At 67.5% G+C, this 25,123-nt stretch carries 28 protein-coding genes, 2 pseudogenes and 1 other annotated feature; of the genes and pseudogenes, 10 read left to right on the top strand and 20 right to left on the bottom strand.

Features of this window, described 5'->3' with window-relative positions:
- Positions 1-29: 29 nt before the first annotated feature.
- From ACP7CK_RS13070 to folE, 7 genes are all read right to left on the bottom strand, one after another.
- The gene (locus ACP7CK_RS13070; protein WP_426026263.1) at positions 30-914 is read right to left on the bottom strand and encodes a serine aminopeptidase domain-containing protein; all 885 of its coding nucleotides are present in this window, start codon (positions 912-914) and stop codon (positions 30-32) included.
- A gap of 57 nt (positions 915-971) precedes the next feature.
- Positions 972-1,313 (bottom strand): MmcQ/YjbR family DNA-binding protein, encoded by a 342-nt coding sequence (locus ACP7CK_RS13065; protein WP_426026262.1) that lies wholly within the window; start codon positions 1,311-1,313, stop codon positions 972-974.
- Positions 1,310-1,708, bottom strand: coding sequence for a type II toxin-antitoxin system VapC family toxin (locus tag ACP7CK_RS13060; protein ID WP_426026261.1), 399 nt, complete (start codon positions 1,706-1,708; stop codon positions 1,310-1,312). Before ACP7CK_RS13060 ends, ACP7CK_RS13065 begins: the two co-directional genes overlap by 4 nt.
- The gene (locus ACP7CK_RS13055; RefSeq protein WP_426026260.1) at positions 1,705-1,947 is read right to left on the bottom strand and encodes an AbrB/MazE/SpoVT family DNA-binding domain-containing protein; all 243 of its coding nucleotides are present in this window, start codon (positions 1,945-1,947) and stop codon (positions 1,705-1,707) included. Before ACP7CK_RS13055 ends, ACP7CK_RS13060 begins: the two co-directional genes overlap by 4 nt.
- A 24-nt stretch (positions 1,948-1,971) precedes the next feature.
- Complete coding sequence (locus tag ACP7CK_RS13050) at positions 1,972-3,801, bottom strand: gamma-glutamyltransferase family protein (protein WP_426026259.1); 1,830 nt, start codon at positions 3,799-3,801, stop codon at positions 1,972-1,974.
- A 127-nt stretch (positions 3,802-3,928) separates the two neighbouring features.
- Complete coding sequence (locus tag ACP7CK_RS13045) at positions 3,929-4,363, bottom strand: biopolymer transporter ExbD (protein ID WP_292148310.1); 435 nt, start codon at positions 4,361-4,363, stop codon at positions 3,929-3,931.
- A gap of 157 nt (positions 4,364-4,520) precedes the next feature.
- A complete protein-coding gene (gene folE / locus ACP7CK_RS13040) occupies positions 4,521-5,150 on the bottom strand; it encodes a GTP cyclohydrolase I FolE (RefSeq protein WP_154725539.1) in 630 nt (209 codons plus the stop codon).
- A 129-nt stretch (positions 5,151-5,279) separates the two neighbouring features.
- On the opposite strand from folE, the gene cysS reads away from it, so the two are divergent.
- Positions 5,280-6,689, top strand: coding sequence for a cysteine--tRNA ligase (gene cysS / locus ACP7CK_RS13035; RefSeq protein ID WP_426026258.1), 1,410 nt, complete (start codon positions 5,280-5,282; stop codon positions 6,687-6,689).
- 3 nt (positions 6,690-6,692) lie between these two features.
- Here cysS and ACP7CK_RS13030 read toward each other — a convergent pair whose 3' ends face one another.
- Positions 6,693-7,715, bottom strand: a complete 1,023-nt coding sequence (locus tag ACP7CK_RS13030) for a DNA topoisomerase IB (protein WP_426026257.1) — start codon at positions 7,713-7,715, stop codon at positions 6,693-6,695.
- A gap of 140 nt (positions 7,716-7,855) precedes the next feature.
- Between ACP7CK_RS13030 and rlmJ the strand changes: the two genes are divergently transcribed.
- Both rlmJ and ACP7CK_RS13020 read left to right on the top strand, forming a co-directional pair.
- On the top strand, positions 7,856-8,671 hold the full coding sequence (gene rlmJ / locus ACP7CK_RS13025) for a 23S rRNA (adenine(2030)-N(6))-methyltransferase RlmJ (RefSeq protein WP_426026256.1): 816 nt from the start codon (positions 7,856-7,858) through the stop codon (positions 8,669-8,671).
- A 29-nt stretch (positions 8,672-8,700) separates the two neighbouring features.
- A complete protein-coding gene (locus ACP7CK_RS13020; RefSeq protein WP_426026255.1) occupies positions 8,701-9,432 on the top strand; it encodes a glutamine amidotransferase-related protein in 732 nt (243 codons plus the stop codon).
- A 192-nt stretch (positions 9,433-9,624) separates the two neighbouring features.
- Here ACP7CK_RS13020 and ACP7CK_RS13015 read toward each other — a convergent pair whose 3' ends face one another.
- A complete protein-coding gene (locus ACP7CK_RS13015; RefSeq protein WP_426026253.1) occupies positions 9,625-10,689 on the bottom strand; it encodes a YeiH family protein in 1,065 nt (354 codons plus the stop codon).
- A 79-nt stretch (positions 10,690-10,768) separates the two neighbouring features.
- Here ACP7CK_RS13015 and ACP7CK_RS13010 point away from each other — a divergent pair, with 79 nt between their 5' ends.
- The gene (locus ACP7CK_RS13010) at positions 10,769-11,668 is read left to right on the top strand and encodes a LysR family transcriptional regulator (protein WP_426026252.1); all 900 of its coding nucleotides are present in this window, start codon (positions 10,769-10,771) and stop codon (positions 11,666-11,668) included.
- Between the two features lie 252 nt (positions 11,669-11,920).
- Here the strand turns inward: ACP7CK_RS13010 and ACP7CK_RS13005 are convergent, their stop codons facing one another.
- Both ACP7CK_RS13005 and hemF read right to left on the bottom strand, forming a co-directional pair.
- Positions 11,921-12,112 carry a hypothetical protein gene (locus tag ACP7CK_RS13005; RefSeq protein ID WP_040349701.1) on the bottom strand — a complete coding sequence of 64 codons (192 nt, stop codon included), beginning with the start codon at positions 12,110-12,112 and terminating at the stop codon, positions 11,921-11,923.
- A complete protein-coding gene (gene hemF / locus ACP7CK_RS13000; protein WP_426026251.1) occupies positions 12,109-12,990 on the bottom strand; it encodes an oxygen-dependent coproporphyrinogen oxidase in 882 nt (293 codons plus the stop codon). Before hemF ends, ACP7CK_RS13005 begins: the two co-directional genes overlap by 4 nt.
- 217 nt (positions 12,991-13,207) lie before the next feature.
- On the opposite strand from hemF, the gene ACP7CK_RS12995 reads away from it, so the two are divergent.
- Both ACP7CK_RS12995 and ACP7CK_RS12990 read left to right on the top strand, forming a co-directional pair.
- Positions 13,208-14,458 carry a dipeptidase gene (locus ACP7CK_RS12995; RefSeq protein ID WP_426026250.1) on the top strand — a complete coding sequence of 417 codons (1,251 nt, stop codon included), beginning with the start codon at positions 13,208-13,210 and terminating at the stop codon, positions 14,456-14,458.
- Between the two features lie 45 nt (positions 14,459-14,503).
- Positions 14,504-14,565 (top strand) — a sequence feature (sul1 is cis-regulatory element that is thought to sense ions involved in sulfur or methionine metabolism; They are found in Alphaproteobacteria).
- A 59-nt stretch (positions 14,566-14,624) separates the two neighbouring features.
- Positions 14,625-16,106, top strand: a complete 1,482-nt coding sequence (locus ACP7CK_RS12990) for a SulP family inorganic anion transporter (protein WP_426026249.1) — start codon at positions 14,625-14,627, stop codon at positions 16,104-16,106.
- A 170-nt stretch (positions 16,107-16,276) separates the two neighbouring features.
- On the opposite strand, the pseudogene ACP7CK_RS12985 reads toward ACP7CK_RS12990, so the two are convergent.
- The 5 genes and pseudogenes from ACP7CK_RS12985 to ACP7CK_RS12965 all read right to left on the bottom strand — a co-directional run.
- Positions 16,277-16,339: pseudogene (locus ACP7CK_RS12985) on the bottom strand (hypothetical protein); the annotation flags it as partial.
- A 49-nt stretch (positions 16,340-16,388) separates the two neighbouring features.
- Positions 16,389-17,159, bottom strand: a pseudogene (locus tag ACP7CK_RS12980) (EAL domain-containing protein); the annotation flags it as partial.
- A gap of 795 nt (positions 17,160-17,954) precedes the next feature.
- Positions 17,955-18,392, bottom strand: a complete 438-nt coding sequence (locus ACP7CK_RS12975; RefSeq protein ID WP_426026247.1) for a flagellar basal-body protein FlbY — start codon at positions 18,390-18,392, stop codon at positions 17,955-17,957.
- A complete protein-coding gene (locus ACP7CK_RS12970) occupies positions 18,389-18,700 on the bottom strand; it encodes a rod-binding protein (RefSeq protein WP_008263546.1) in 312 nt (103 codons plus the stop codon). The genes ACP7CK_RS12975 and ACP7CK_RS12970 overlap by 4 nt, the downstream gene beginning before the upstream one ends.
- Before the next feature lie 2 nt (positions 18,701-18,702).
- Complete coding sequence (locus ACP7CK_RS12965) at positions 18,703-19,818, bottom strand: flagellar basal body P-ring protein FlgI (protein ID WP_035308278.1); 1,116 nt, start codon at positions 19,816-19,818, stop codon at positions 18,703-18,705.
- A gap of 184 nt (positions 19,819-20,002) precedes the next feature.
- On the opposite strand from ACP7CK_RS12965, the gene ACP7CK_RS12960 reads away from it, so the two are divergent.
- Together ACP7CK_RS12960 and dksA are read left to right on the top strand one after the other, a co-directional pair.
- Positions 20,003-20,428 carry a flagellar assembly protein FliX gene (locus tag ACP7CK_RS12960; protein WP_292148325.1) on the top strand — a complete coding sequence of 142 codons (426 nt, stop codon included), beginning with the start codon at positions 20,003-20,005 and terminating at the stop codon, positions 20,426-20,428.
- 175 nt (positions 20,429-20,603) lie between these two features.
- On the top strand, positions 20,604-21,038 hold the full coding sequence (gene dksA, locus ACP7CK_RS12955; RefSeq protein WP_081836181.1) for an RNA polymerase-binding protein DksA: 435 nt from the start codon (positions 20,604-20,606) through the stop codon (positions 21,036-21,038).
- Between the two features lie 2 nt (positions 21,039-21,040).
- Here the strand turns inward: dksA and ACP7CK_RS12950 are convergent, their stop codons facing one another.
- Together ACP7CK_RS12950 and ACP7CK_RS12945 are read right to left on the bottom strand one after the other, a co-directional pair.
- Positions 21,041-21,433, bottom strand: coding sequence for a type II toxin-antitoxin system VapC family toxin (locus ACP7CK_RS12950; RefSeq protein ID WP_292148327.1), 393 nt, complete (start codon positions 21,431-21,433; stop codon positions 21,041-21,043).
- A complete protein-coding gene (locus ACP7CK_RS12945; RefSeq protein WP_050771660.1) occupies positions 21,430-21,693 on the bottom strand; it encodes a type II toxin-antitoxin system VapB family antitoxin in 264 nt (87 codons plus the stop codon). Before ACP7CK_RS12945 ends, ACP7CK_RS12950 begins: the two co-directional genes overlap by 4 nt.
- Before the next feature lie 104 nt (positions 21,694-21,797).
- Here ACP7CK_RS12945 and gltX point away from each other — a divergent pair, with 104 nt between their 5' ends.
- Entirely contained in the window at positions 21,798-23,132 is a 1,335-nt protein-coding gene (gltX, locus tag ACP7CK_RS12940) for a glutamate--tRNA ligase (protein WP_426026245.1), read from the top strand.
- Between the two features lie 16 nt (positions 23,133-23,148).
- Here the strand turns inward: gltX and ACP7CK_RS12935 are convergent, their stop codons facing one another.
- Together ACP7CK_RS12935 and ACP7CK_RS12930 are read right to left on the bottom strand one after the other, a co-directional pair.
- Positions 23,149-23,442 (bottom strand): CC_3452 family protein, encoded by a 294-nt coding sequence (locus tag ACP7CK_RS12935; RefSeq protein ID WP_035308281.1) that lies wholly within the window; start codon positions 23,440-23,442, stop codon positions 23,149-23,151.
- Between the two features lie 104 nt (positions 23,443-23,546).
- Positions 23,547-24,152: a TIGR00730 family Rossman fold protein gene (locus tag ACP7CK_RS12930; protein ID WP_372705625.1), complete on the bottom strand. Its 606-nt coding sequence runs from the start codon at positions 24,150-24,152 to the stop codon at positions 23,547-23,549.
- A gap of 110 nt (positions 24,153-24,262) precedes the next feature.
- Between ACP7CK_RS12930 and ACP7CK_RS12925 the strand changes: the two genes are divergently transcribed.
- Positions 24,263-25,006: a hypothetical protein gene (locus tag ACP7CK_RS12925; protein ID WP_426026244.1), complete on the top strand. Its 744-nt coding sequence runs from the start codon at positions 24,263-24,265 to the stop codon at positions 25,004-25,006.
- The last annotated feature ends 117 nt before the right edge of the window (positions 25,007-25,123 follow it).

Below are 25,123 nucleotides of genomic sequence, written 5' to 3'. Positions count from 1 at the left end.
GAAATCCTTCGTTTTCGGGAGCAGCACAGTTAGGCGCCGGCTACGGTCTTCGTAACCCCTGCGTCGAACCAATCCAGGATTTCCTGCCACAGCGGCTCCAGCCCCTTGCGGAAGGCGCCCTCGTGGCCGACCCGTCGCACCCCATAGTCGGGGCCGTCACGCACCACGACCTCGGACGGGGCGTTGGGATAGGCTTTCAGCAGGGTCGCCCCTGTGCCCGGCGTGGCGATGGGGTCGTCCGGAAAGATCCAGGACCGGATCGGCGCCCGGACCGCATCGAACCCCTGGGGCTCCAGCGCGCCGGACTTCAGCTCGTCCAGGAAATAGGCGGGCTTCAGGCACCACCGTTTCCAGGTCTCGAACACCCCGCGCGGCAGGTCGGTCCCCCGCCACAGCCTGCCGGCGCGGACATAGCCGTGGCGTCGCAGATGGTGCGGCCCGAAACCGAACCAGAAGAACAGCTCGATCGGATTATAGGTCCGATGGTGTCCGCCCCACCATCCGGTCCCGACCGAGACGAAGGCGTGCCGCCCGATCTCGGCCTGGTTCGGCATGAAGCCGACGAAATGGCCCCCGACGCTGTGCCCGACGTGGAAGATCGGCAGACCCGGCGCCGCCTTCTTCAACGCCTTCAGCGCCGCCGGCATGTCCAGCCGACCCCAGTCGGGATAGTCCATCTCCATCGCCGCCAGATCCTCGGGCCGCGACCCGCCGATTCCGCGATAGTCATAGGTCAGGACCACGCAGCCCCGCTCGGCCATCCAGCGCGCGAACCGCGCATAGAAGCCGCGCGGAAACCCCGTGCCCGCCGAGACCAGCACCGCCATCCTCGGCGCATCGCCCCGGAACAGCGTCGCCTCCAGCGGCCAGCCGTCCTGAGCCTTGATGACCCGATCCTCAACCGCCCGCCCCATGTCGTTTCTGTCCGTTGTTATTTTCAACGGACCCTGCATGGTTTCCCCAACGTCAGGTCAAGCGGCGTCGTAGACCTTCACCAGCCGCTTCGGCGCCACCTTGCGCCACCGCCTTTCCAGCGCCGCCCTCAGCCAGACGGGATCGACCGCCGCGATCCGCGCCAGCACGATCGGATAGTCGCGGTAGTGATCGGTGAAGTGAAAGGTCGCCGGGTCCATCTCGATCAGCAGCTCGCGCTCATCCAGGTTATCCAGATGCACCACGATACTGTCGTCCAGCTTCGGACGCAGCCAGGTGAAGAACTTCCCCGCCACCTTGAACGATGGCTCGCCATAGGAGACGCCGTCCTCCACGCCGGGCAACGACAGCAGCAGGGCGCGGACCTCGTCACGGGTCATGGCGCGATCAGCTCAAGCTCGGGAAAATAGGTACGATACCGCGCTCCGTCGCGCGTCAGCAGCCTGTATCCGGCGACCAGGGCGTGGGCGCCGATGAAGAAGTCAGGCAGGGGCGAAGTCCGAACACCGCCCCGCCGAAGATAGGCCTGAAAAGCCTTGCCGGCCAGAAAGGCGGCTTCGAACGGCAGGCCTTCGCGATCAAACGGAGCCAGCAGTGCTTCCACCGTGTCTGCATTAAGAAACGGAATTGAGACCTCCGCATAGATGATCGGATTGATCACCAGCGCCCCTTCCGCATTCAGGATCGCTGAGGCTTGGCTCGCTGACCAGTCATGCCAAGACAGCGTCTCGTCGATCAGGTCGATCAGCACATTGCTGTCGATCAGAACCCTCATTCGCCCCGCGTCATCGCCATGACGTCGTCCGTCGTCATGTCCAGGGCGGAACGATACCGTTGCATATGCTCAATCAGTGCGCGCCCGCGGTCTTTCGCCGCGTGCGGTCGGTCGTTGGCCGCGCGAATGGTCAGGACGCCGCTGTCGATCCGGACTGACAACTCGTCGTCAGGCCCGAAACCGGCCTGTTCCACCAGTTCCGCCGGAATAACGACCTGACCCTGAGCGCCGATCTTCATGACCCGATCATAACATCCCCGCCCTCAATAGGCGATGGCGATCCCGTCCTTGCGCATCTCGGTCGCCGCGCCATAGGTCCAGCGTCCGCCGGGGTTCATCTGCTTCATGACGTTCTGATAGCCGCCGAACCCGCCGTCCGGCTCGCCCAGGGTCCAGCCCATCGCTCGCAACTGCGCCTTGGTCGCCTCGGGCACGCCGCTCTCCAGGTGCAGCACCCCGGTCCCCTCCTGCGCCTGGCCGGTCGGTTCGGACGAGCCATAGTGTTGCCAGCGCGGCGCATCCCCCGCCGCCTGGGGCTCAAGCCCATAATCGACCATGTTGATGATGATCTGGGCCTGGCCCTGGGGCTGCATGGCGCCGCCCATGATGCCGAAGGCCATCCAGGGCTCGCCGTCCTTGACCGCGAAACCGGGGATAATGGTCTGGAACGGCCGCTTGCCGGGCGCATAGACGTTGGGATGTCCGTCGCTCAGGGCGAACAGCTCGCCCCGGTCCTGGAACATGAAGCCCAGGGGTTCCGATCCATTGTCCGGCGCCAGGCCCGAGCCCATGCCGCGATAGTTGGACTGGATCCAGCTGACCATCATCCCGTCGCTGTCGGCGACGCTGAAATAGGTGGTGTCGCCATGGTGCGGGGCGTCGCCGGGCATGACCCGGTCCATCACCCGGTCCGGCCGGATCAGCCTGGCCCGTTCGGCGGCATAGGCCTTTGAGTTCAGCCATTCGACCGGGGTCTTGGAGAAGCGGTCGTCGGCGAACCAGCGCGCCCGGTCCTCGAACGCCAGCCGCTTGGCCTCGGCCTGGACGTGCAGCGAGGCGGCGGACTGGAAGCCCATGGATTTCAGGTCGAACTGTTCGCAGATGTTCAGAATCTGGTTGGTCGACAGGCCCTGGGTGTTGGGCCCCAGGCCGAAGACGTCCACGCCGCGATAGTTGGTCTGGATCGGCTCGACCCATTCGGTGCGGTGGGCGGCCATGTCGGCGCGGGTCATCCAGCCGCCGATCCGTTTGAAATAGGCCTCGATCTGATCGGCGATCGGCCCGTCATAGAAGGCGTCGCGGCCGCCCTCGGCGATCATCCGTAGCGTCTTGCCCAGGAAGGGATTGGCGAAGACCTCGCCCACCTTGGGCGTCGTCCCGCCGGCGGCCCAGATGCGTTTGCGGTTGTCGTTCTCCTCGATGGGGATCACGCCCCGGTCGAAGGCCGCCATATTGCGTTCCAGGTAGTAGGCGATGACCTGGGGCATGGGGACGCCCTGCTCGCACAGCTCGGCGACCGGCAGCAGGACATCCTTCCACGGCAGCTTGCCGTAGCGTTGGTGCGCGCTCCACCAGGCGTCCACCGTGCCCGGCACATTCACCGTCACGGCGCCATAGCGGGGCAGATAGCCGTCGATGGCCTTGGACCGCGCCGTCTCCAGGCTCAGACCGCGCGGACTGGCGCCCGATCCGTTCAGCCCGACCACCGTCTTCTGCTTCGGGTCCCACAGCATGCAATAGGCGTCGCCGCCGATGCCGTTGGCCACCGGCTCCAGGAAGCCCAGGGCCGCATTGATGGCGATGGCCGCGTCGATGGCCGATCCGCCGCGCCTCAGGGTGTCGATGCCGATCAGGCTGGCCGCCGGGTGCGCCGTCGCCGCCGCCCCGTTCGCGCCCCAGACGGTCGAGCGGCCCATGAATTTCGGTCCCGTCACCCGGTCGCCTATGCCGACTCCGGCGTAGGGATCGGCGGGACGGGCAGGGGCAGGGGCCGCCTCGGTCGGCTTGGCGGTCGGAGACGACTGTCGCGCCTGGACGGCCGTCGCCGCCAGGGCTCCGGCCGGCAGGGCGGACAGGAAGGTGCGACGACGCATGGGCGGACTCCTCGAACAGCCGATTTGGCATCAAGGCGGTCAGCGCGCGCGGGAGCAAGCCTCGCCGCAAAGAAAAAGGCCGCGTCCCTTTCGGAACGCGGCCCTGATCCTGGATAGAACCTCGGTCCTATTCGATGTCTTCGTTCAGCAGGCCGACCTTGAAGAAGCCGTTCTCCTGCATCTTGTTCATGACTTCCATGAACTGAGAATATTTCACTTCCGGCTGGGCGCGCACGAAGACGCGCTCTTCCTGGCAGGCGCCGCCGCCCAGGGCGGTGCAGACGTCGGCGGCCAGGTTGTCGATCGAGGTCTGCTTGTCCGACAGGAACAGCTGACCGTTTTCCTGGATGGTGATGTACACCGGTTCCTTTTCCTTGGTCGGATCGGTGGGCGGCGTCGCCGGCGGCAGGTCGAGGCGGATCGACACGGTCGCCATGGGCGCGGCGACCATGAAGATGATCATCAGCACCAGCAGAATGTCGATGAACGGCGTGATGTTGATATCCGCCGTCTGTTCGATCGTGTGCTTGTCCCCACCGGAACCGCCGATCTTCGCAGCCATGCCTAATCTCCGTTACCGCCGGCCGCGATCCGCGCCGACATTTCCCTATGGATCGCCCGAGAGCTTGTTCGGTTCTTGGCGTCCCGATGCGCGCTTGTAAAGCGGTTCTAAACGATCCGGCGTTCCGGAACGTCAATTACCCGCGACAGGCGAGGCTTTACGCCTTCGCCAGCTTCAGGAAACGGTCCATCAGGGCAGGATCGGACTTGAAGGCGCCGGTGAACCGGGTGGTGACGGTCGAAACATGCCGGTGATGCACCCCGCGCGTGGTCATGCACTGGTGCGCGGCGTCGATCATCACCGCGACGCCCTTGGGCTGCAGGTGCGATTCGATGGCCTCGATGATGTCGTTGGTCAGGGTTTCCTGATTCTGCAGACGTCGGGCGAAGATCTCCACCACCCGCGCCAGCTTGGAGATGCCGACAACCTTCTCGCCGGGCAGATAGGCGACGTAGGCCTTGCCCAGGAAGGGGGCCAGGTGGTGCTCGCAATGGCTTTCCACCTCGATCTCGCGCAGGATGACCATGTCGTCATAGCCGGTCACGTCCTCGAAGGTGCGCGACAGCTCCTTGGCCGCGTCGGCCTCATAGCCGTCGAACCATTCGCCGTAAGCGTCGACCACCCGCTTGGGCGTGTCGATCAGGCCCGGACGGTCCGGATTGTCCCCGGCCCAGGCGATCAGGGTGCGCACGGCCTCCAGCGCCTGCTCGCGCGACGGGCGCCCAGACTCCTGAACCGTGGCGGTTTCGTCGCTGACGAGGACGGGCTTGGCGGGGATGACGCTCATGAACTCGATTTTCCGGCCGGGGCGGTCGGAGCCGCCCGGTATAGCTTCTACAATCCGTCGGGACTGTATATCAGGCCGCTATATGGGACGGACCCTCCGTCCTGCAAGAAAACGAAGTCCACCTATCTTATGCCGCTGCACATCCACGACACCCTGCACCGTGAAAAGCGCCTGTTCGAACCGCGCGATCCGAACCGGGTGACCCTCTATGTCTGCGGCCCGACGGTCTATGACTACGCCCATATCGGCAATGCGCGCCCGCCGGTGGTGTTCGACGTCCTGGTGCGTCTGCTGCGCCGGACCTATGGCGCGGATCATGTGATCTACGCTCGCAACGTCACCGACGTGGACGACAAGATCAACCAGAAGGCCGCCCGCGAGGGCGTGCCGATCGGCGAGGTCACCGCCCGCTACGAGGCCGCTTATCTCGCCGACATGGGCCTGCTGAACGTCTCGCCGCCCGACCTCGCCCCCCACGTCACCGACTATATCCCGGCCATCGTCGCCCAGATCCAGGCCATCGTCGACGCCGGCTGCGCCTATGCGGCGGAAGGCCATGTCCTGTTCGACGTCTCGTCCTATCCGTCCTACGGCGCCCTCTCGGGCCGGAACCTGGACGACATGATCGCCGGCGCCCGCGTCGAGGTCGCCCCCTACAAGAAGAACCCCCACGACTTCGTCCTGTGGAAACCGTCCAAGCCGGACGAGCCGTCCTGGCCGTCGCCCTGGGGCGAGGGGCGGCCCGGCTGGCACATCGAATGCTCGGCCATGATCGAACAGGCCCTGGGCCTGCCCATCGACATCCACGGCGGCGGCATCGACCTGGTCTTCCCTCACCATGAGAACGAGATCGCCCAGGGCGTCTGCGCCCACGGCCATGCCCACGGCGACAAGGCCCACGACGAATACGCCCGCTACTGGATGCACAACGGCTTCCTGACCGTGGACGCCGAGAAGATGTCCAAGTCCGTCGGCAACGTCCTGCTGCTGCACGACCTGGTCCAGGCCATGCCGGGCGAAGTTGTCCGCTGGGCGCTTCTGTCGGCCCATTACCGCCAGCCGCTGGACTGGAACCAGGGGCTGCTGGACCAGTCGAAGAAGTCGCTGGATCGCCTGTACGGCGCCCTGCACCGCTCCGGCGGCGTCGAGGTTCTGGATCTCGATCCCCCCGTCGACTTCATGAAGTCCATCGAGGACGACCTGAACACCCCCGGCGCCATGGCCAGCCTGTTCGCCCTGTCCAGCGAGATCGAGCGCGGCATGACGGCGGGCGATCTGGACGCCGTGGCCCAGGCCCGCGCCCGCCTCATGGCCTGCGCCTCCATTCTGGGGGTGCTTCAGTCCGACCCGGCCGCCTGGCTGGAGGGCGACGTCTCCGACGCCCTGCGTATCGAGGTCGAGGCCCTACTGGACCAACGCGCCGCCGCCCGCGCCGCCAAGGACTGGCCCGAGGCCGACCGCATCCGCGACCGCCTGAACGCACTGAACGTCGTCGTCATGGACGGCCCCGACGGCGCCACCTGGCGGATGAAGGGCTGACGCTCAGGCTGCGGCCAACTGCCGGATCAGCGCCGTCTCGAACCCCTTGGCGTCTGGGCCGGGCAGGGCGGTCTTCAGCTCGCCGCTCTCGTACAGCGCCATCACCTTCGGATGGACGTAGGAGGTCCGGCACACCGTCGGCGTATTGCCCAGCAGGCCCGCCACCGCCTTGACGCAGACGGTGATCTTGCGTTTGGCGTCGGTCGGCGAGGTCGGAGGCTCCATCTCGCGCAAGGCCCGCGCCGCCGAGACCGTGCCCGCCCAGGTGCGGAAATCCTTGGCCGAGAACTGGTCGCCCATGGCCGCGCGGATATAGGCGTTCACATCGTCCGAGGTGACGGGGCACAGTTCCCCGTCGGCCGTGCGGTATTTGAACAGGTGCTGGCCCGGCAGTTCCTCCAGCGCCCGCACCACCCGCACCAGCCGCCTGTCGCGGACGCTGACCCGGTGGTCCTTGCCGCTCTTGCCCCGGAATTCGAAGGTCAGGGCCGCGCCGTCCACCTCCAGATGCCGCTTGTTCAGGGTGGTCAGCCCATAGCTGCGGTTCTGGCGGGCGTAGGTCGCATTCCCGACCCGGATCAGGGTGATCTCCAGCAGGCGGACGGCAGTGGCCAGAACCTTGGCCTTCACCGGCCCCCTCAGGCCCAGATCATGCTCCACCTGCGCCCGCAGTTTCGGCAGGGCGCGCGAAAAGGCCGGCAGCTTGTCGAACTTGTTCTCCGACCGGGCCGAACTCCAGCCGGCGTGATAGCGGTACTGTTTGCGCCCCTTCGCGTCGCGCCCGGTCGCCTGGATATGGCCGTTGGCCTTGGGGCAGATCCAGACGTCGGTCCAGGCGGGTGGAATGGCCAGGGCGCGGATACGGTCCAGAACCTTGGCGTCCTTGACCGGTTGATCCTTGGGGTCGCGATAGGACCAGCCCTTGCCGGCGCGGCGGCGGGTCAGGCCGGGGTTGTCGTCGCTGCACCAGCTCAGCCCCTGCGGAACCTCGACCGCAATATCCACGCCATGCGATCCGTCCGCCATCAGCGGCCTTCCTTTTCATTGGTCTTTCAGCGACTTGCCCCAGACCCGCCCCAAGACCAGCAACGAACGCCGGGTGGGGTCGCCGGGTTCCAGCCGCCGCTTCCCCTTGACCCCGCGCGCCCGGCGCGACACGAGGCGGCATGAATTATCGCCACAGCTTCCACGCCGGGAACTTCGCCGACCTGGTCAAACACGCCCTGGTCCTGTGGCTGGTGAAGACCCGCGCGGCGGCGGGCCCGCTGACGGTGCTCGACACCCACGCCGGCGCCGGCCTCTATGATCTGTCCGGCGACGCCGTGCGGTCGAAGGAGGCCGAGGCCGGGGTCGCGCGTTTGATGACCGACCCGGATCTGCCGCCGTTGATGCGCGCGCTGGCGGATCGGGTGGCGGCGCTGAACCCCGACGGCGGCGCCCGCTTCTATCCCGGCTCGCCCCTGCTGATCGCCGACGCCCTCGGGGCGGGCGGAACCTATGTCGGCTTCGAGCTGAACCCGCCCGTCCGCGCCCTGCTGGATCAGGCCCTCGCGGATCGCGCCAACGCCGAGGCGCGCGAGGGCGACGGCTACGCCCTGGCCACGGCCGAGGCGGCGCGGGCCAAGGCGCCCCTGATCCTGATCGACCCGCCGTTCGAGAAGCCCGACGACTATATCCGTTCGGCCGAAACCGCCCTGGCGGTGGTCCGTCGCGACCCGACCGCAACCGTGGCGATCTGGACCCCGCTGAAGGATCTGGAGACCTTCGACGGCTTCATCCGCCGGCTGCAGCCCAAGGCCGGCCCGACCCTGGTGGCCGAGGCCCGCCTGCGACCCCTGACCAATCCGATGAAGATGAACGGCTGCGCCCTGGTGATCGTCAATCCGCCGCCGGGCGCCGAGGACGCGGCGCGCCAGGTCTGCGGCTGGGTCGCCGACCGTCTGGGCGATCCGGGCGGCCGGGCTGAAATCTGGTCCTTCTGATCGAAGCGCCCGCCGTCTATGGTCGGGTCATGACCCGTATCGCCATCCTGGAAACCGGCCATCCGCCCGAGGCCCTGAAGGACAGTTTCGACGACTATCCGGCCCGGTTCCGCGCCCTGCTGGGCGAAAACGTCCCCACCACCCGTTTCGACGTCCAGTCCGGCCATCTGCCGTCCGACCCCGCCGCTTTCCAGGGCGTGATCGTCACCGGCTCGGCCGCCGGCGTCTATGACGACCTGCCGTGGATTCCCCAGCTGGTCGACTGGCTGCGCGCGGCGCGGGGCCGGACCCGGATCGTCGGCATCTGTTTCGGCCACCAGGTCCTGGCCCACGCCTTCGGCGGCGCGGTCGAGAAGTCCGACAAGGGCTGGGGCGTCGGCCTGCACCGCTACGACGTGCACGGGACCGAGCCCTGGATGCACCCCCGCGCCCGCACCCTCGCCATCCCCGTCTCGCATCAGGATCAGGTCGTGGCCGTCTCGCCCGATGCGCGCGTCATCGCCTCCAGCGGTTTCACCCCCTACGCCGGCCTGGCCTGGGGCCAGGACGCCATCTCCTTCCAGTGCCACCCGGAGTTCCAGCCCGACTACGCCGCCGCCCTGGTCGAGGTCCGGCGCGGCTCGCGCATCCCCGAACCTCTGGCCGAGGCCGCGCTCGACAGCCTGAAACGCCCCAACGACCGCGCCGTCCTCACCGCCTGGATCCGCGCCTTCCTGCTGCTGACCCCGCCGCCGGTGGAAGAGCAAGGCAGCGGGATCTAGCCTCTACCTTTCTTTCGTCATCCTACGGGCCGCGAAGCGGAACCGGGGGACCCAGCGGCGCGCGATAGCGCGAACCTGTCACGGACGAGATATCGAACATTGTGCGACGGCCACATCGCCTTCGGCGCCGCTGGGTTCCCCGGTCTGCGCCGCGAAGGCGCGGCTTGCCGGAGAATGACGAAAGGGAAGGCGCTAAACCCCCAGCACCGCGATCAGCCCCAGGCTCAGCCCCACCAGGGCCGCCAGCGACAACACCACCGCCGCGACCACCCGCCCGCCGGCCCGCGCCACGGCCCGGATGTCGGTCTGGAGCCCCAGCGCCGCCATGGCCGCCACGGTCAGCAGGCCCGACGCCGCCGCCATCGGTTCGAGCGCCGCTTGCGGGATCAGGTTCAGGTTCCGCAGCGCGATCATCGCCAGAAAGCCGACGATGAACCACGGCAGGAGCCGGTGCAGACCTGGCCCCTTCGCCCCCTCCGCCCGATCCCGGAAGATCAGCGACAGCACCAGGATCACCGGCCCCAGCATCAGCACCCGCGCCAGCTTGATCACCGTCCCCGTCTGGGTCGCGACGGCGCCGAACGGGGCGGCGGCCGCCAGCACTTGCGGCACGGCGTAGACGGTCAGCCCCGCCAGGGCGCCGAACTGCAAACCGCTCATCCCCATCAGCCCGCCCAGCAGCGGCAGGGTCAGCACCACCACCACCCCCAGCACGGCGGTAAAGGCGATGGAGGCGGCCACCTCCTCGCCATCGGCGTCGATCACCGGGGCCACGGCGGCGATGGCGGAGTTGCCGCAGATGGCGTTGCCGCACGCGACCAGCAGGGCCATGCGTGGGTTCAGCCCCAGCAGACGCCCGATCCCGAACCCGGCCAGAATGGCGGCCGCGACCAGGGCGAAGACCCCCGCCACGAACCCCAGCCCCAGCGACGACAGGGTCGCCGCACTGACCGAGGCCCCCAGCAGGACCACGGCGACCTCCAGCAGGATCTTGGCGCTGAAATCGATCCCGGCCCTGAACCGCACGTCCGGCGTCCAGGCCGCCCGCACGCCGGCGCCCAGCAGGATGGCCAGCACCAGCGGCTCCAGCCAGACCTTGCCGACCGCCCCGCGTTCCAGGCCACCCAGGCCCACCGCCGCCAGGGCGACCACCAGGCTTATCATCAGGCCGGGCCACACCGCGCGCCCGAACGCGCCCAACCGTATCATGCGGGGCAGGGGAGGACTCAAAACGGCGTCAGGGGCGGCGGACTTCATGGTTCCGCTTGATGCGCCGCCCCTCGACCCCGATCCAACGGATTGTTATGGTCGTTTCAATCCGATTTGGAGATTGATCGTGACTCTGGAACGCCTGCGCATCTTCGTCGCCGTGGCCGAGCGTCAGCATGTGACGGCGGCGGCGCGGGCGCTGAACCTGACCCAGTCGGCCGTCTCCAACGCCATCGCGGCGCTGGAGGCCGAACATGACGTCCAACTGTTCGACCGGGTCGGCCGGGGCGTCGTCCTGAACCAGACCGGCCAGGCCTTCCTGCCCGAGGCCAGGGCCGTGCTGGCCCGCGCAGCGGCGGCCGAGGCGGCGCTGGCGGACATGAGCGCCCTGCGGCGCGGCCGCCTGACCCTCTTCGCCAGCCAGACCATCGCCAGCGCCTGGTTGCCCCGCCGACTGGCCGCCTTTCATGCGGCCCATCCCGGCGTCGAACTGGACGTGGCCATCGGCAATACGCGCGAGGTGGCCGAGGGGGTGTTGGGCGGCGCGGCCGAACTGGGTCTGGTCGAGGGCGAGATCGACCAGCCCTTGCTGGATCAGACGGTGGTGGGCTCGGACCGGCTGGCGGTTCTGGTCACGCCCGACCATCCCTGGGCCGGACTGCGCCGACTGGAGGCCCAGACCCTGGCGACCCAGGCCTGGGTCCTGCGCGAGGCGGGCTCGGGCACCCGCTCGACCCTGGAGGCGGCGCTGCGTAACGCGGGCGTGGACCCCGCCGCCCTGTCCATCGCCATGACCCTGCCGTCGAACGAGGCGGTGCTGGCGGCGGCCGAGGCGGGGGCGGGGGCCACGGCCCTGTCCGAAAGCGTGGCCTATGGATCGGTCGCGGCCGGCCGTCTGGTCACGGCGGCCTTCAGCCTGCCGGAACGCCCGTTCCGCCTGCTGCGGCATCGCGAACGCTATCGCAGCAAGGCGGGCGACGCTTTTGTCTCCGCCATGGGAATGAGCGGACGGGGGATGCACCCCTAATTCCGCGCCACCGCATTCTGAATTCTAAGGGCTTTCAATGAAATCCCCACAATCGACCCATCGCCCTTCCGGGCGCGGTTAGACTGGCCGCCAGGTCTTTGACAATCGAACGGAAAACACGCCGCCAAACTGTACGCTTTTGCGCATCGCACCGGCTTTCGCCGGCGCCGGGCAATTCGGGGACGCGATTTCAAGGGCGGGCGGGCCGCCGAATTCAGACGATTTAGACGATCTAGACTGTCTTTTTTTCGATCAGAGTCCGAACCGGGGAAACACGAACCGCTCCAGCAGCAGCGAGGCGGCGAAGTAGAAGCCGATCACCACGAACAGGGTCAGCGGGATCTGCGGCTGGTGCGACAGGGTCAGATAGATCCCGTACAGCACCGCAAACAGGACCGAGGTGGCCAGGGGGCGCAGCAGGATCTTCGCAAGGGGGGACTTCACGGCCATTTCACCACCGGGGGCATGGAGCTGAGGATCGAATCGACGTTGCCGCCGGTCTTGAGGCCGAACATGGTGCCACGGTCGTACAGCAGGTTGAACTCCACATAGCGCCCGCGCCGCACCAGCTGCTCCTCGCGCTCCTCCGGCGTCCAGGCCTCGCCCATCCGCCCGGCGACGATCTTCGGATAGATGTCCAGGAAGGCCAGACCCACGTCGCGGGTGAAGGCGAAGTCCCGGTCATGGTCGCCGCTGTCGTGGTGGTCGTAGAAGATGCCGCCGGTGCCCCGCGGCTCCTGCCGATGCGGCAGGAAGAAATACTCGTCGCACCAGGCCTTGTACTTGGCGTGCCAGTCCGGATCATGGGCGTCGCAGGCCGCCTTCATCGCGGCGTGGAAGGCCAGGGTGTCCGGGTGGTCCGGGCGCCGATCCGCGTCCAGCACCGGCGTCAGATCGCCTCCGCCGCCGAACCAGCTCTGGGTCGTGGCGATGAAGCGGGTGTTCATATGCACCGCAGGCACCCGGGGGCTGACCGGATGGCAGATCAGGCTGATCCCGGTGGCGAAGAAGCGCGGATCCTCCGCCGCCCCCGGCACGGTCCTGGCGTAGTCGGCCGGAAACGATCCGTGGACGGTCGAGACATGGACCCCGACCTTCTCGAACAGCCGGCCGTGCATCATCCCCATGACGCCCCCGCCGCCTGCCTCGCGGTCCCACGGCGTCCGCACGAACCGCCCCGGCTCCCCCGGAAACAGCTCGTCGGGCGCCGCATCCTCCAGCGCCTCGAAGGCGGAGTGGATACGGTCGCGCAGATGCTCGAACCAGGCGCGGGTCTCGACCTTCTTCAGGTCGAGCGGATCGGAAAAGGCGGCGTCGCTCATGGTGCGTCTTAGACCTTCCCCCGCTTGCGGGGGAAGTGGCAGGTCGTGGCGCGAAGCGACACGCCTGACGATGGGGGAAGTCTTCTACTGAGCGATACTCCCCTCTCCGACCCTGGTTCGCTGCGCGAACGCCGGGCCACCTCTCCCGCAAGCGGGAGAGGGTTCTTTTGTGCGGGATCCTCTGTCAGTGTGCGTCGCAACATCAGGGAGTCGCATCATGATCCGTCATCTGCTGGCCGGCGTCGCCGTCGCCGTCGCCGCCTTCGCCACCGCCGCTCATGCCCAATCCGCCAATGAGGCCAGGGTGATGGAGATCCTGAAGACCACCCCCCTGATCGACGGCCACAACGACCTGCCCTGGGCGTTGCGCCAGCAGTACGGCAATGACGTCTACGCCGTTGATCTGACGACCGATCTCGAGGCGACGACTCGGCTTCACACCGACATCGCCCGCCTGCGCGCCGGCGGCGTCGGCGGCCAGTTCTGGTCGGTCTATGTCCCCGCCAGCCTGACCCCGCTGGAGGCGGTCGAGGAGACCTTCGAACAGATCGACACGGCCAAGCGGATCATCGCCGCCCACCCCGACGTCTTCGGCCTGGCCACGACCGCAGATCAGGTGGACGCCGTCTTCGCCTCGGGCCGGATCGCCAGCCTGATCGGCATGGAGGGCGGCTACTCCATCGACGACTCCCTGGCCCTGTTGCGCGAGTTCCACCGCGCCGGCGCCCGCTACATGACCCTCACCCATTCCAAGACCACCACCTGGGCCGACAGCGCGACCGACGCCCCCAAATGGGGCGGGCTCAGCCCCTTCGGCGAGGACGTGGTGCGCGAGATGAACCGCCTGGGCATGATGGTGGACCTCAGCCACGTCTCCGAGGACACCATGCTGGACGCCATGCGGGTGTCCGACGCCCCGGTCATCTTCTCCCACTCCTCGGCGCGGGCGATCACGGCCCATCCCCGCAATGTGCCCGACCGGGTGCTGCGGATGATGCCTGAGGACGGGGGGATCGTGATGATCAATCTGGCCCCCGGCTTCGTCTCCGAACGGGTCCGCGCCTGGAACGCCGACCGCGCGGGCGAGGAGGCGCGGCTGAAGACCCTGAACCCCGGCGATCCGACCGCCGTCGAGGCCGGGCTGACCGCCTGGTCCGCCGCCCATCCGACGCCGGAGGCGACCCTGGCCGACGTGGTCGCCCACATCCAGCATGTGCGTCAGGTCGCGGGGATCGACCATGTCGGCCTGGGCGCAGACTTCGACGGCATCGGCAGCCTGCCCGAGGGCATGACCGGGGTGGACGCCTATCCGCGCATCCTGGCCGCCCTGATGGACGCCGGCTGGACCGAGGCCGACATCCGCAAGATCGCCGGCGAGAACCTGCTGCGCGTCATGCGCGCCGTCGAAGCCACCGCCGCCGCCAAGGCGTCCGAGCGACCGTCGCTGGCCAAGCCGACCGCCGGATAGGCGGCTTGCCTTTCGGGCCGGGACCGGGCATCAGGCGCGCCTCACCCTGGACCCGGCCTGTTTGAAGCGTCGGGTGGCTATCCCGGCCGCCGATCCGCCGGGAAACCCGCCGCACACGACCCATGGCCGCGCGCCAGGTCGGCGGCAGACCCCAGATGAACCCCACATGTCCCTTATCGCCTCCGCGCGCCAGCAATGGCTCGCCAACCCTCGCCGCGACCTGCTGGCGGGGACCGTCGTCGCCCTGGCCCTGATCCCCGAGGCTATCGCCTTCTCCCTCATCGCCGGCGTCGATCCGGCCGTCGGCCTCTACGCCAGCGTCGTCATCGCCGTGACCATCGCCTTCGTCGGCGGTCGTCCGGCCATGATCTCGGCCGCCACCGGGGCCATGGCTCTGCTGATGGTCGGTCTGGTCCGCGACCACGGGCTGGAATACCTGTTCGCCGCCTCCATTCTGTGCGGCCTGTTCCAGATCATCATCGGCCTGCTGAAGCTGGGCCGCTACATCAGGTTCGTCAGCCGCAGCGTGATGACCGGCTTCGTCAACTCCCTGGCGATCCTGATCTTCCTGGCCCAGATGCCCGAGCTGATCGGCGCCAACTGGCAGACCTTCGCCTTGGTCGGGGCCGCCCTGGTCGTCATATACGGCTTCCCGCGCCTGACCAGGGCGGTGCCTTCGCCCCTGGTCGCCATCGTCCTGATCAGCGCCTTCGTCATCATGACCGGGCTGGACGTCCGCACCGTCGGCGACATGGGCCAGATGCCCTCGACGCTTCCGGTCTTCCACCTGCCGTCCGTGCCCCTGACCTGGGGGACCTTGGCCATCATTGTCCCGATCTCGGCGACCCTGGCCTTCGTCGGTCTGCTGGAAAGCCTGCTGACCGCCAATCTGCTGGATGACATCACCGACACTCCGTCGGACAAGGATCGCGAGACGCGCGGCCAGGGGATCGCCAACATCCTGTCGCCCCTGTTCGGCGGCATGGCGGGCTGCGCCATGATCGGCCAGTCGATCATCAACGTCACCTCCGGCGCGCGCGGGCGGCTGTCCACCCTGTGGGCGGGCCTGTTCCTGCTGTTCCTGATCCTGGTGCTGCGCGACTGGGTCGCTCAGATCCCGATGGCGGCCCTGGTCGCCGTGATGATCATGGTCTCCATCGGCACCTTCGACTGGGGCTCGGTGCTGAAGCTGCGCTCGACCCCGTTCCAGTCGTCCGTCGTCATGATCGCCACCACCGTCACCGTGGTCGCCACCCATGACCTGTCGAAGGGCGTGATCCTGGGCGTTCTGCTGTCGGCGGTCTTCTTCATGCGCAAGGTCGGCAAGACCATCGCCGTGACCGAGATCGAGACCCCGGAGGAGGGCGTGCTGCGCTATCGCGTGACCGGCCAGCTGTTCTTCGCCTCAGCCGATCTGTTCGCCGCCAGCTTCGAACACCACGGCCATCCCAAGCGCGTCGAGATCGACATGACCGACGCCCATCTGTGGGACCTGACCGGCGTCGCCGCCGTGGACAAGGTCGTTTTCCGCTATCGCCGCCAGGGCGCCCAGGTGGAGGTCATCGGCATGAATCAGGCCGCCAGGACCCTGGTGGATCAGGTGGGCCGGTTCGAGAAGGAACACCTGCCGACGGTGGCGGCCCACTAAGGACGGCCTTGTGAAACAAGGGGTCTGTGAGGTCATGCAAAACGGCCCGCCCCGGAGCCAATGAAGGTTCGGAACGGGCCGTTTTCAGGCCTGCATCCAACCCGGACTTGGCCGCGCATACCGATGGTATATGGAGCGATTCGCGTCAAGCCCGGTCAAGACTGATCAGGTCAATACGTCATATCCCTGATCTCAGCCCCAGGCTTCGACCGCTCCACGGCGGCGGACGGGCGCGGCGCTGGCCAACTGGGTGCGGGGCTCCGCCTCGGCCCGGCCGAACAGCCAACCCTGGCCGTATTCCACGCCGAGCGCCTTCAACTCGGTCACGACGCCTTCGGTCTCGATCATTTCGGCGATGGTCTCGAGCTTCATGGAACGGCACAGCTCTACGATATTGCGCAGCAAGTCGCGGCCCAATTCGTCCGTCTCGAGATCGCGCACCAGGGAGCCGTCGATCTTGACCGCATCGACCGTCAGCTTGCGGAGGTAGTCGTAGGAAGCGGCGCCGGAGCCGAAGTCGTCGATACAGACCTTGATCCCGGTTTCGCGCAGGGCGGCCAGGCGGCGGTTGGCCGCCTCTATGTCGGCCAGGGCTGACGTCTCGGTGACCTCGACGATCAGGCGTTTGCGCTCTGCCGGCGATCCGGCGGTCATGTGCAGCAGCTGTTCGACATAGGTGTCGTCGCCCAGGGAGGATCCGGAGACGTTGATAGCCATCTTCAGCAGGCCGGCGCCCGGCGCCCGCATGCGTTTCAGCACCTTTTCAGCGACGGCGAGATCGAAGGATTCGATCAGATCCAGCTCCTCGGCCATGCGGATGGCGTTGGCCGGGCCGTTGTTGTTGGAGCTGAACCGCGCCAGGGCCTCGAAATGGTGGACCGAGCGAGAGGCGAGATGAACAATGGGCTGGTAGTGAACCTGGAATTCACGCGACTTGACCACGCTGCGGAAGGCCTCGGCGTCGCGGAAGGTGCGTTTCAGCGAGTCCGAGAAAGCGATCTGCGGATTGGCCAGGCCGTCATCCTTGAGGCAGCCTTCGATGGCGAACCGCATGGCGCGCAACACGCAAAGGGTGTCGGCGCCTTTGGGAACGCTGGAGATAAAGGACTCGGCGCCCAGGTCCACGCCTTCCGCGCGGCCAGCCTCGACGATCTCGGCCGCCAGGTCACGCGTGTCGCCGCTGGGGCGCAGGACGGCGAAACGTTCAGGCGTGATCTGGGCGGCTGACGAGCCCTGCGCGGCGGCGGACTGCAGCGTCGCCTCGATGCGGCGATACACCTTGTCGGCGACTTCGCCGCCGAGGCATTCGAGGCCTCTGATATCAAGAAAGGCCAGAGACAAGCCTGGGGCGCCCTCGACGATACAGGCCGCCTGAGCCAGAAATCCTTCCGCATCCGACAGGGGCGGGGTCTCGACGTCCGCCAGTGCGATGGCGGGACCTTCATAGGAGATCGAGCAGGATATGGCGGGGGCCAGCTGAGGCAGGATGAAGGCCCGGAGCGAGGCGCGTCGAACCCGGTCCGTTCCGACGCGGATCAGGATTTGTGTGGCGGGACTGCGCCCGCCCGGCTTGGTGGCCAGCAGAGTTTCGACGGCCCCTGCGCCTTCATGCAGGAAATCGAGCAGCGGCTTGCCGGTCCACAGGGCGCCGACATCCTGGCCCGGAGACGGCCCGGCCCCCAAGGCGAAGGCCACGGAGCCCTTGGCGTCGATCTCGACGAGCGCATCCGCAGATGCAAAGGCCAGACCCAGGAGGCGAGCAGTCATCGACATGCCGACAGCATGCATGGCGGCGCTTAAAAAATCGGCAACGGCGACAACGACCGCGGTTGTCGAAACGTGCCGGAGTCAGGCCTTGCGGTTGAAGGCGACGGCGCGACCGTCGCCCTGTGCGGCGCGGCCGTCGGCGGCATAGGCCGAAGCGGGCGTGCGGGCGGCGGCGACCTCATGGGCGATGGCGCGCACCAGGCCTTCCGAAATCTTCCGCGCCGCCTCGACTGCGCTGGCGTGGCGAGACAGAACGGCGTCAAAGGCGCGCGTGGCTTCGATCAACGCCATCCGATCGGTCGCCAGGCCGCCGCTGAGCAGGGCGGGATTGGCTTTCACATGGCCGGAGTCGCGACGATAGAGGTTGGCCATCTCCTGTGTCTCGGCCAGACTGGCGGCGACGTCCTGGGGCCTGCCTTCTTCGAAGGCCCGCGTTTCGGCGGCCAGGCGATCCGTCAGGCGGCGCGTCAGGTCGAGCAACTGGCGGACGCGGACGGTGGCGAGTTCGGCGTCGCTCATTGCGCGCCCTCCTGCATCTTCAGCATTTCGTTCATCACCGGCCCCGCCAGGCCGATGCCGCCCGCTGCGACCGTCTTCTTGGCCATCTCGTCCAGCAGGAAGCTGCGCCAGGTCGCTTCGCCCTGACCGCCGCCGAACAGGCCGTCGGTCGACAGGCCTTCGAACATCGGCTTCAGCATCTGCGACAGGAAGGACGCTTCGAAGGCCTCGGCGGTTTCCTTGATCTTGGCCTTGGTCGCATCGCCGACGCCGGCGGCCAGGCCCTGCACGGGGCGGATCAGGTCGGTAGGGACAGACAGGTCGGTCATGGTCACATCACCTCGATGTCGGCCTGCAGGGCGCCCGACGCCTTGATGGCCTGCAGGATGCTGATCATGTCGCGCGGGCTGACGCCCAGGGCGTTCAGGCCGTTGACCAGGGTGGACAGGCTGGTTCCACCGCCGACGATCCGCATCTGGGTGCCCAGATCCTCTTCGACGCTGACCTGGGAGTCGGGGATGACGGCGGTCTGGCCCTGGCTGAAGGGCGCAGGTTGACTGACGGACAGTTGTTCATCGACCGATATGGTCAGATTGCCCTGGGCGATGGCGACGCGCGAGATCCGCACCGCATCGCCCATGACGATGACGCCGTTGACCTCGTCGATGATCACCTTGGCCGGCGAGTCGACCGTGACCGCCAGGTTCTCCACGCGGCTGATGAAGCCCGCCATGCCCAGCTGGCCGGGCGCGCGCAGGGTGACGACCGTGCCGTTCTCGGCCAGGGCCGTGCCGGGATAGGCGGCGTTGACCACGGCGGCGACGCGTTGGGCCGTGGTGAAGTCGGGGTTGCGCAGGTTCAGGCGCACCTCGTTCATATTGGACATCTCGAACCCGGTCTCGCGCTCGACCGAGGCCCCCGAGGCGATGCGGCCGGCGGTCGGCACGCCGCGCGTCACCGACGAGCCTGAACCGCCGGAAGCCGAGACGGCGCCGGTCTGAACCGAACCCTGGGCGACCGCATAGACCTGGCCGTCGGCGCCCTGGAGGCTGGTGACGACCAGCGCCCCGCCCAGGAGGCTCTTGGCGTCGCACATGGATGACACATTGACGTCGATGCGCGAGCCGGGCGTGGCGAAGGCCGGCAGCTCGGCCGAGACCATGACGGCGGCCATGTTCTTGGTGTTGGCGTTGGCGCCGCGGATATTGACCCCGAGACGCTCGGTCATGCCTTCCAGCGATTGACGGGTGAAGGGGCAGTTGCGGAGCGAGTCGCCGGTTCCGTTCAGCCCCATGACCATGCCGTATCCGACCAGCTGGTTGCCGCGAACGCCCTCGACGGCGGCGATATCCTTGATTCGTGACTGGGCCAGGGCTGGAGACGCGACGAGGCCCAGCGCAGCAAAGGCGGTGAGAGGCGCGACAAGGCGGGCAAGCAGATTCTGCATCGGTCGGACGTCCCAAAGGCGTTTCATTCATTATGATGCGAAGATCGTGCCGTGGCTCAAGTTACTGAAATAACTGACTTCGTTCTGTGGTGAGAGCGGGAGCGGCGGCAGTTTTTGCCTGGGCGTTAACCAAAAGGTCATTCCGTTCGCCAAAGGGTGGCCTCATGAGACGGAGCCTCCGCCGATGAAGGTCACAGGGACTACGGGACCCAGCGCGCCGACGGGCGGCAAGCCTGCGCGCGCCAGCGCCGGATTTTCGCTGGGCCAGACCGGCGCGACCGCCGCGCCGTCCGCCGCCTCCGCCAGTGCGGCGACATCGGGGGTCAATGACGTCTCGGCCCTGATGGCGCTCCAGGGGATCGAGGGCCCGCTGGAGAAGCGGCGTCGAGCGGTGAGGCGTGGCGCAGGTCTGCTGGACCGGCTGGACGAGATGAAGATGGCCCTGTTGTCCGGCGAGCCGGACGAGGCCGTGCTGCAGCAACTCTCCCGGACGTTGCGCGAGGATCGGCCCGATGACGGGGATGCAGGGCTGAACGACCTGCTGGACCAGATCGACCTGAGAGCATCGGTGGAACTGGCCAAGGCGGAGATGCGCCGCGGCGGCTCCTGAAGCTGAAAGCTTCAGTATTTCAAATCGGAGCGCGAAAACTGCGCGCCAAATGTCACGCGGTTCAACGCTTCGCCTAATCATGATCACGGAATCGCGAACGCCGTTGCCGGGACTCGCGGACCCCACTATACGGCCCATACGCCACAGGGGGGCGTGCTTAGAGAGCGTGAGTGCGATGAACGCTTTGGCGTCCGTTGTGTCCGACGAAACCGGTCCGTATCGGCCGTCTGACGACGAGCCGTTCATGAGTGAACGGCAGCTTGCCTATTTCAAGAAAAAGCTTCTGGACTGGAAGGACGACATCCTTCGAGAGTCCAAGGGCACGGTGGTCAATCTGAAGGCCGAGACCGAAAACCACCCCGATCTGGTGGATCGGGCTTCGTCGGAATCGGATCGCGCGCTGGAGTTGCGCACCCGGGATCGTCAACGCAAGCTGATCTCCAAGATCGATGACGCCCTGCGTCGGATCGAGGACGGGTCCTACGGCTATTGCGAGGACACCGGAGAACCGATCGGCCTGGGACGTCTCGAGGCCCGCCCGACGGCGACCCTGTCGGTCGAGGCCCAGGAACGCCACGAACGCCGCGAACGCGTCCACCGCGACGACTGATCTCAGACGGGCAAGGCCGGTTCGATGTCGGTCCGGCTGAAATCGTCGCCCTTGTAGAGCAGGGGTAGGTTGCGTTCCTTCGCCAGGGCGTAGGCGAAACAGTCGCCTAGGTTCAGCCTGGCTGGCGTGTGTTTGCCGAACCTTGTCTCGGCCTCCACCGCGATCCGCGCCGTCTCTCCGCCTGCGGCAGTGATCTCAATGCGAAGAGCATCCATCAGCGCGAGCAGACTTTGCTGGCCGTCGGGGCCGAGGACGCGGCGCGCGGCGACTGTCGTCTCCCAAAACCCGAGCGGCGACAACAGCGACGGTGTTTCAACCAGCAACTTTATAAAAGCGTCTGCCTCCGGCTCGCCGGCCAGGATGGCGACCAAAGCCGACGCATCCACGACGATCACTTTGGAAGGCCGTCCTCATCATAAAAATCGTCGTCCGTTGGCCATGTCGCCAATCTCGGCATCGCGCTGACGCGAGCCAGGATGGCTTCGACCGCCGCGCGACGGCGCGCGGCGTCTTCGGATGTTTGAGCTTCGTCCGCCGCGATGCGCTCAGCCAGCATCGTCTCCACCAGTTCGGTGATCGACTTGCCTTCGCTCTTGGCGCGTTGGCGTAGTCGTTCGGCGACTTCGGGCTTCCTGATCTGCACGGGAGCGTTCATGACGGCGATAAGTCTATCATGACGGGTGTTTCGGTCCAACCCGCGCCTTGACTTCGCCGGGTTGCGGCGCGACCTAGCCGCCTCGCTTTCAAGGTCGCTATCCCATGTCCGTCAAGGTTCGTTTCGCCCCGTCGCCGACGGGTAAGTTGCACGTCGGCAATGTCCGCACCGCCCTGGTGAACTGGCTGTTCGCCAAGGGGCAGGGCGGCTCGTTCGTGCTGCGCATCGACGACACCGATCTGGCGCGCTCCACGCCCGAGTTCGAACAGGGGATCGAGGACGACCTGTCCTGGCTGGGTCTGACCTGGGACGAGCGTTACAACCAGTCCAAGCGGTTCGACCGCTACGAAGAGGCCGCCGCCAGGCTGAAGGCGTCCGGCCGGCTTTATCCCGCCTATGAGACCGCCGACGAATTGGATCGCCGTCGCAAGGTGCAGTTGTCGCGCGGCCTGCCGCCGATCTATGACCGCGCCGCGCTTGAGCTGACCGAAGATCAGAAGGCCGCCTACGAGGCCGAGGGCCGTCGCCCGCACTGGCGTTTCAAGCTGGAGGGCAAGCGGGTCGCCTGGGAAGACCTGGCGCGCGGCCATGCCGAGGTCGACACCGCCTCCATGTCCGACCCGGTCCTGATCCGCGAGGACGGCCTGTTCCTCTACACCCTGCCGTCCGTGGTCGACGACATCGACATGGCCATCAGCCACATCATCCGGGGCGAGGACCACGTCACCAACACCGGCGCCCAGATCGAGATCTTCGAAGCCCTGGGCGCGACGATTCCCGGCTTCGCCCATATGCCGTTGCTGGTCGGCGCCGACGGCGCGGCCCTGTCGAAACGTCTGGGTTCGCTGTCGATCAGCGACATGCGCGACCAGGGCTATGAGCCGATCGCCATCACCAGCCACCTGGGCCGGATCGGCACCTCGGACCCGCTGGAAGTGGCCGAGTCGGTGCAGGCTCTGGGCGCCAGTTTCGCCTTCACCAAGATGGGACGTTCGCCGGCGCGCTACGACACGGCGGACCTGGACCGGCTGAACGCCCAGGCGCTGCACGTCATGGACTATGCGACGGCCCGGCCGCGGCTACAGGCGCTGGACGCCGACCTGGGCGAGGCCTTCTGGTCGGTGGTGCGGGGCAACCTCAGCAGGTTCGCCGATGTGGTTGAAATGGCGAAGATCGTCCGCGGGCCGATCCAGCCGGTGATCGAGGACGCGGCCTTCATCGACGCCGCCGCCGCCCTGCTGCCGGAAGTGATCGACGACACCGCCTGGTCCGCCTGGACCAACGCCGTCAAGGCCGAGACCGGCGCCAAGGGCAAGGCCCTGTTCATGCCGTTGCGTCTGGCCCTGACGGGTCAGGCGCATGGGCCGGACATGGCGGCCATGGCGCCGCTGATCGGTCGTGAGACCATTCAGCGGCGGCTGAAAGGCGAGGCGGCCTAAGGCCGCCCCCGCCCGATCAGGCGTTGCAGACCGCCAGTTCTTCGGCGCTCAGCTCGGTTCCCTTGTAGGTGAAGGCGGTCACGGGGCCGAACTTCTGCACCACGCGGCGGCAGGCGCGCGTCGCCGGCTGTTCCGTGCCGCCCGAGGCGGTGCAGGCCGCGCCTTCGCAGGACCAGCGGGCGCCGTCGATGATGGTGGCGCGGGCCGGCGCTTTGGCCGAATCGGCCAGGGTCAGGCGGGTGGCGGCGGGGGCCTGGGCCACGGCCGGGGCGGCCGCGAACAGGGCGGCGGCGATGAGCAGGGCGCGCATGAGCAAGTCTCCGGATTGAAGAACGGCGTCGTGCCGTCGCGCCAATGTCAGTTTTCGATAAAAACTGTCAAGACGCGCCCGCATTATTTGTTAGCGCCGATCACCTATCGGCGATCATATTGCTGCACGGCCGTGTCGGGGGCCCCCTGGATCAGCACCATGGCCTCTTCCACCGACTCCGCCACCGTCCAGGCGTCAAGGAAGGAGGCGGGGGTCATGCCTTCCTCCACGCTGTGGCGCATCAGGGCGAAGAAGCCTTCCCAGAAGCCGTTCAGGTTCAGGAAGACGACTGGCTTCTGGTGCAGGTCCAGCCGTTTCCACGACAGCAGTTCCACGACTTCTTCCAGGGTGCCGATGCCGCCGGGCGCGACGACGAAGGCGTCGGACTGGTCGTACATCAGCTGTTTGCGCTCGTGCATCGAGGTGACGACGACGGTCTCGACCTCGTCGAACAGGCGTTCGCGGCTGCGCAGGAAGGCCGGCATGATGCCGACGACACGGCCGCCGGCGTCATGGGCGCCGCGCGCCGAGGCGCCCATCAGGCCCACGCCGCCGCCGCCATAGACCAGACGCCAGCCTGCCTCGGCTGTGGCCCTGCCGAAGGCGCGGGCGGCCTCGGTGTAGGCGGGATCGGCGCGGTCGGAAGAGCCGCAGAACAGACAGACGGACGGGCCGTCGAAGGGCTGGATCAAAACGGGGGGCAGGGACATGGAGCCTCAACTGAACGAATGCTGGGTCGGCCCATGGCCAAACCGGCGGCGGTCGGGGTAACAGAATCCCCGGGCGCTTGGCCGCCAGCCTTATATCGTCGGGACGCAGGATGAAACGTCGGATCATCGCCATGGCCGCCGTATCCGTGACTATGGTCGCGGCCCTGTCGGCCTGTTCCCGGGACGGCGAGGGCGCGCGGCGCGCGGCGGACGCCGAGGCGACCTCCCCCTGGGTGCAGCCTCCTCATGTTCAGACGGCAAGGCGCGACGGGGCGATGATCCTGGTTCAGGGCCGGGCGGGGCCGGACGCCCGCGTGGTGCTGCGCGGGGCCGACGGGGCTGCGGTGGCGGTCGGCGCCGACGCTACGGGACGATTCGAGCTGCGCGTTCCGGCAGCCCCGGGGGACATCCGGCTGACGCCCGAGGTTCAGGTCGGCGAGGACGCAGCGCCCTCTCCCGAGACTCTGGTGCTGATCCGGGGCGGGGCGGGGCCTATCGTGCTGGTCGCGTCCGGCGAGGCGACGGTGCGGCTGGACGGTCAAGGCGCGCTGGACGCGGTCGATTCCGATGGATCGGCGGTCATCGTGTCCGGCCGATCGAACGGCGCGCCCCCGGTCGTTCTGATCGACGGGGAGCGCGCGGAGGTCATGCGCGGACCGGGCGGGCGCTGGCGGGCCAGGGCGCCGGGCGGCGGGGCCGCCACGATCGACATCGACGGGACACGGTTCGCCTTTCCCGGATTGGGCGCCCAGTCGGACTTCACCCCGGTGCGAGCCGGCGAAGGCTGGCGACTGACCTGGCCGACGGGACCCAGCGGCCGTCAGACCGTCTGGCTTCCGGATCGCGGCGCCTAGGGCGCCGAACTTAGGAAGTTGTTAACCGAAGCGTCCAATGAAGGACCTGTCCCTTTTTGGGACGCACCATCACCGAACCTTTTTCAACCCGGCGTCCGCGTCGGGTTCTTTTTGTCT

Source organism: Brevundimonas sp. TSRC1-1, assembly GCF_049898245.1.
Taxonomy (GTDB): domain Bacteria; phylum Pseudomonadota; class Alphaproteobacteria; order Caulobacterales; family Caulobacteraceae; genus Brevundimonas; species Brevundimonas mediterranea_A.
This window is presented reverse-complemented; position numbering and strand designations above follow the sequence as displayed.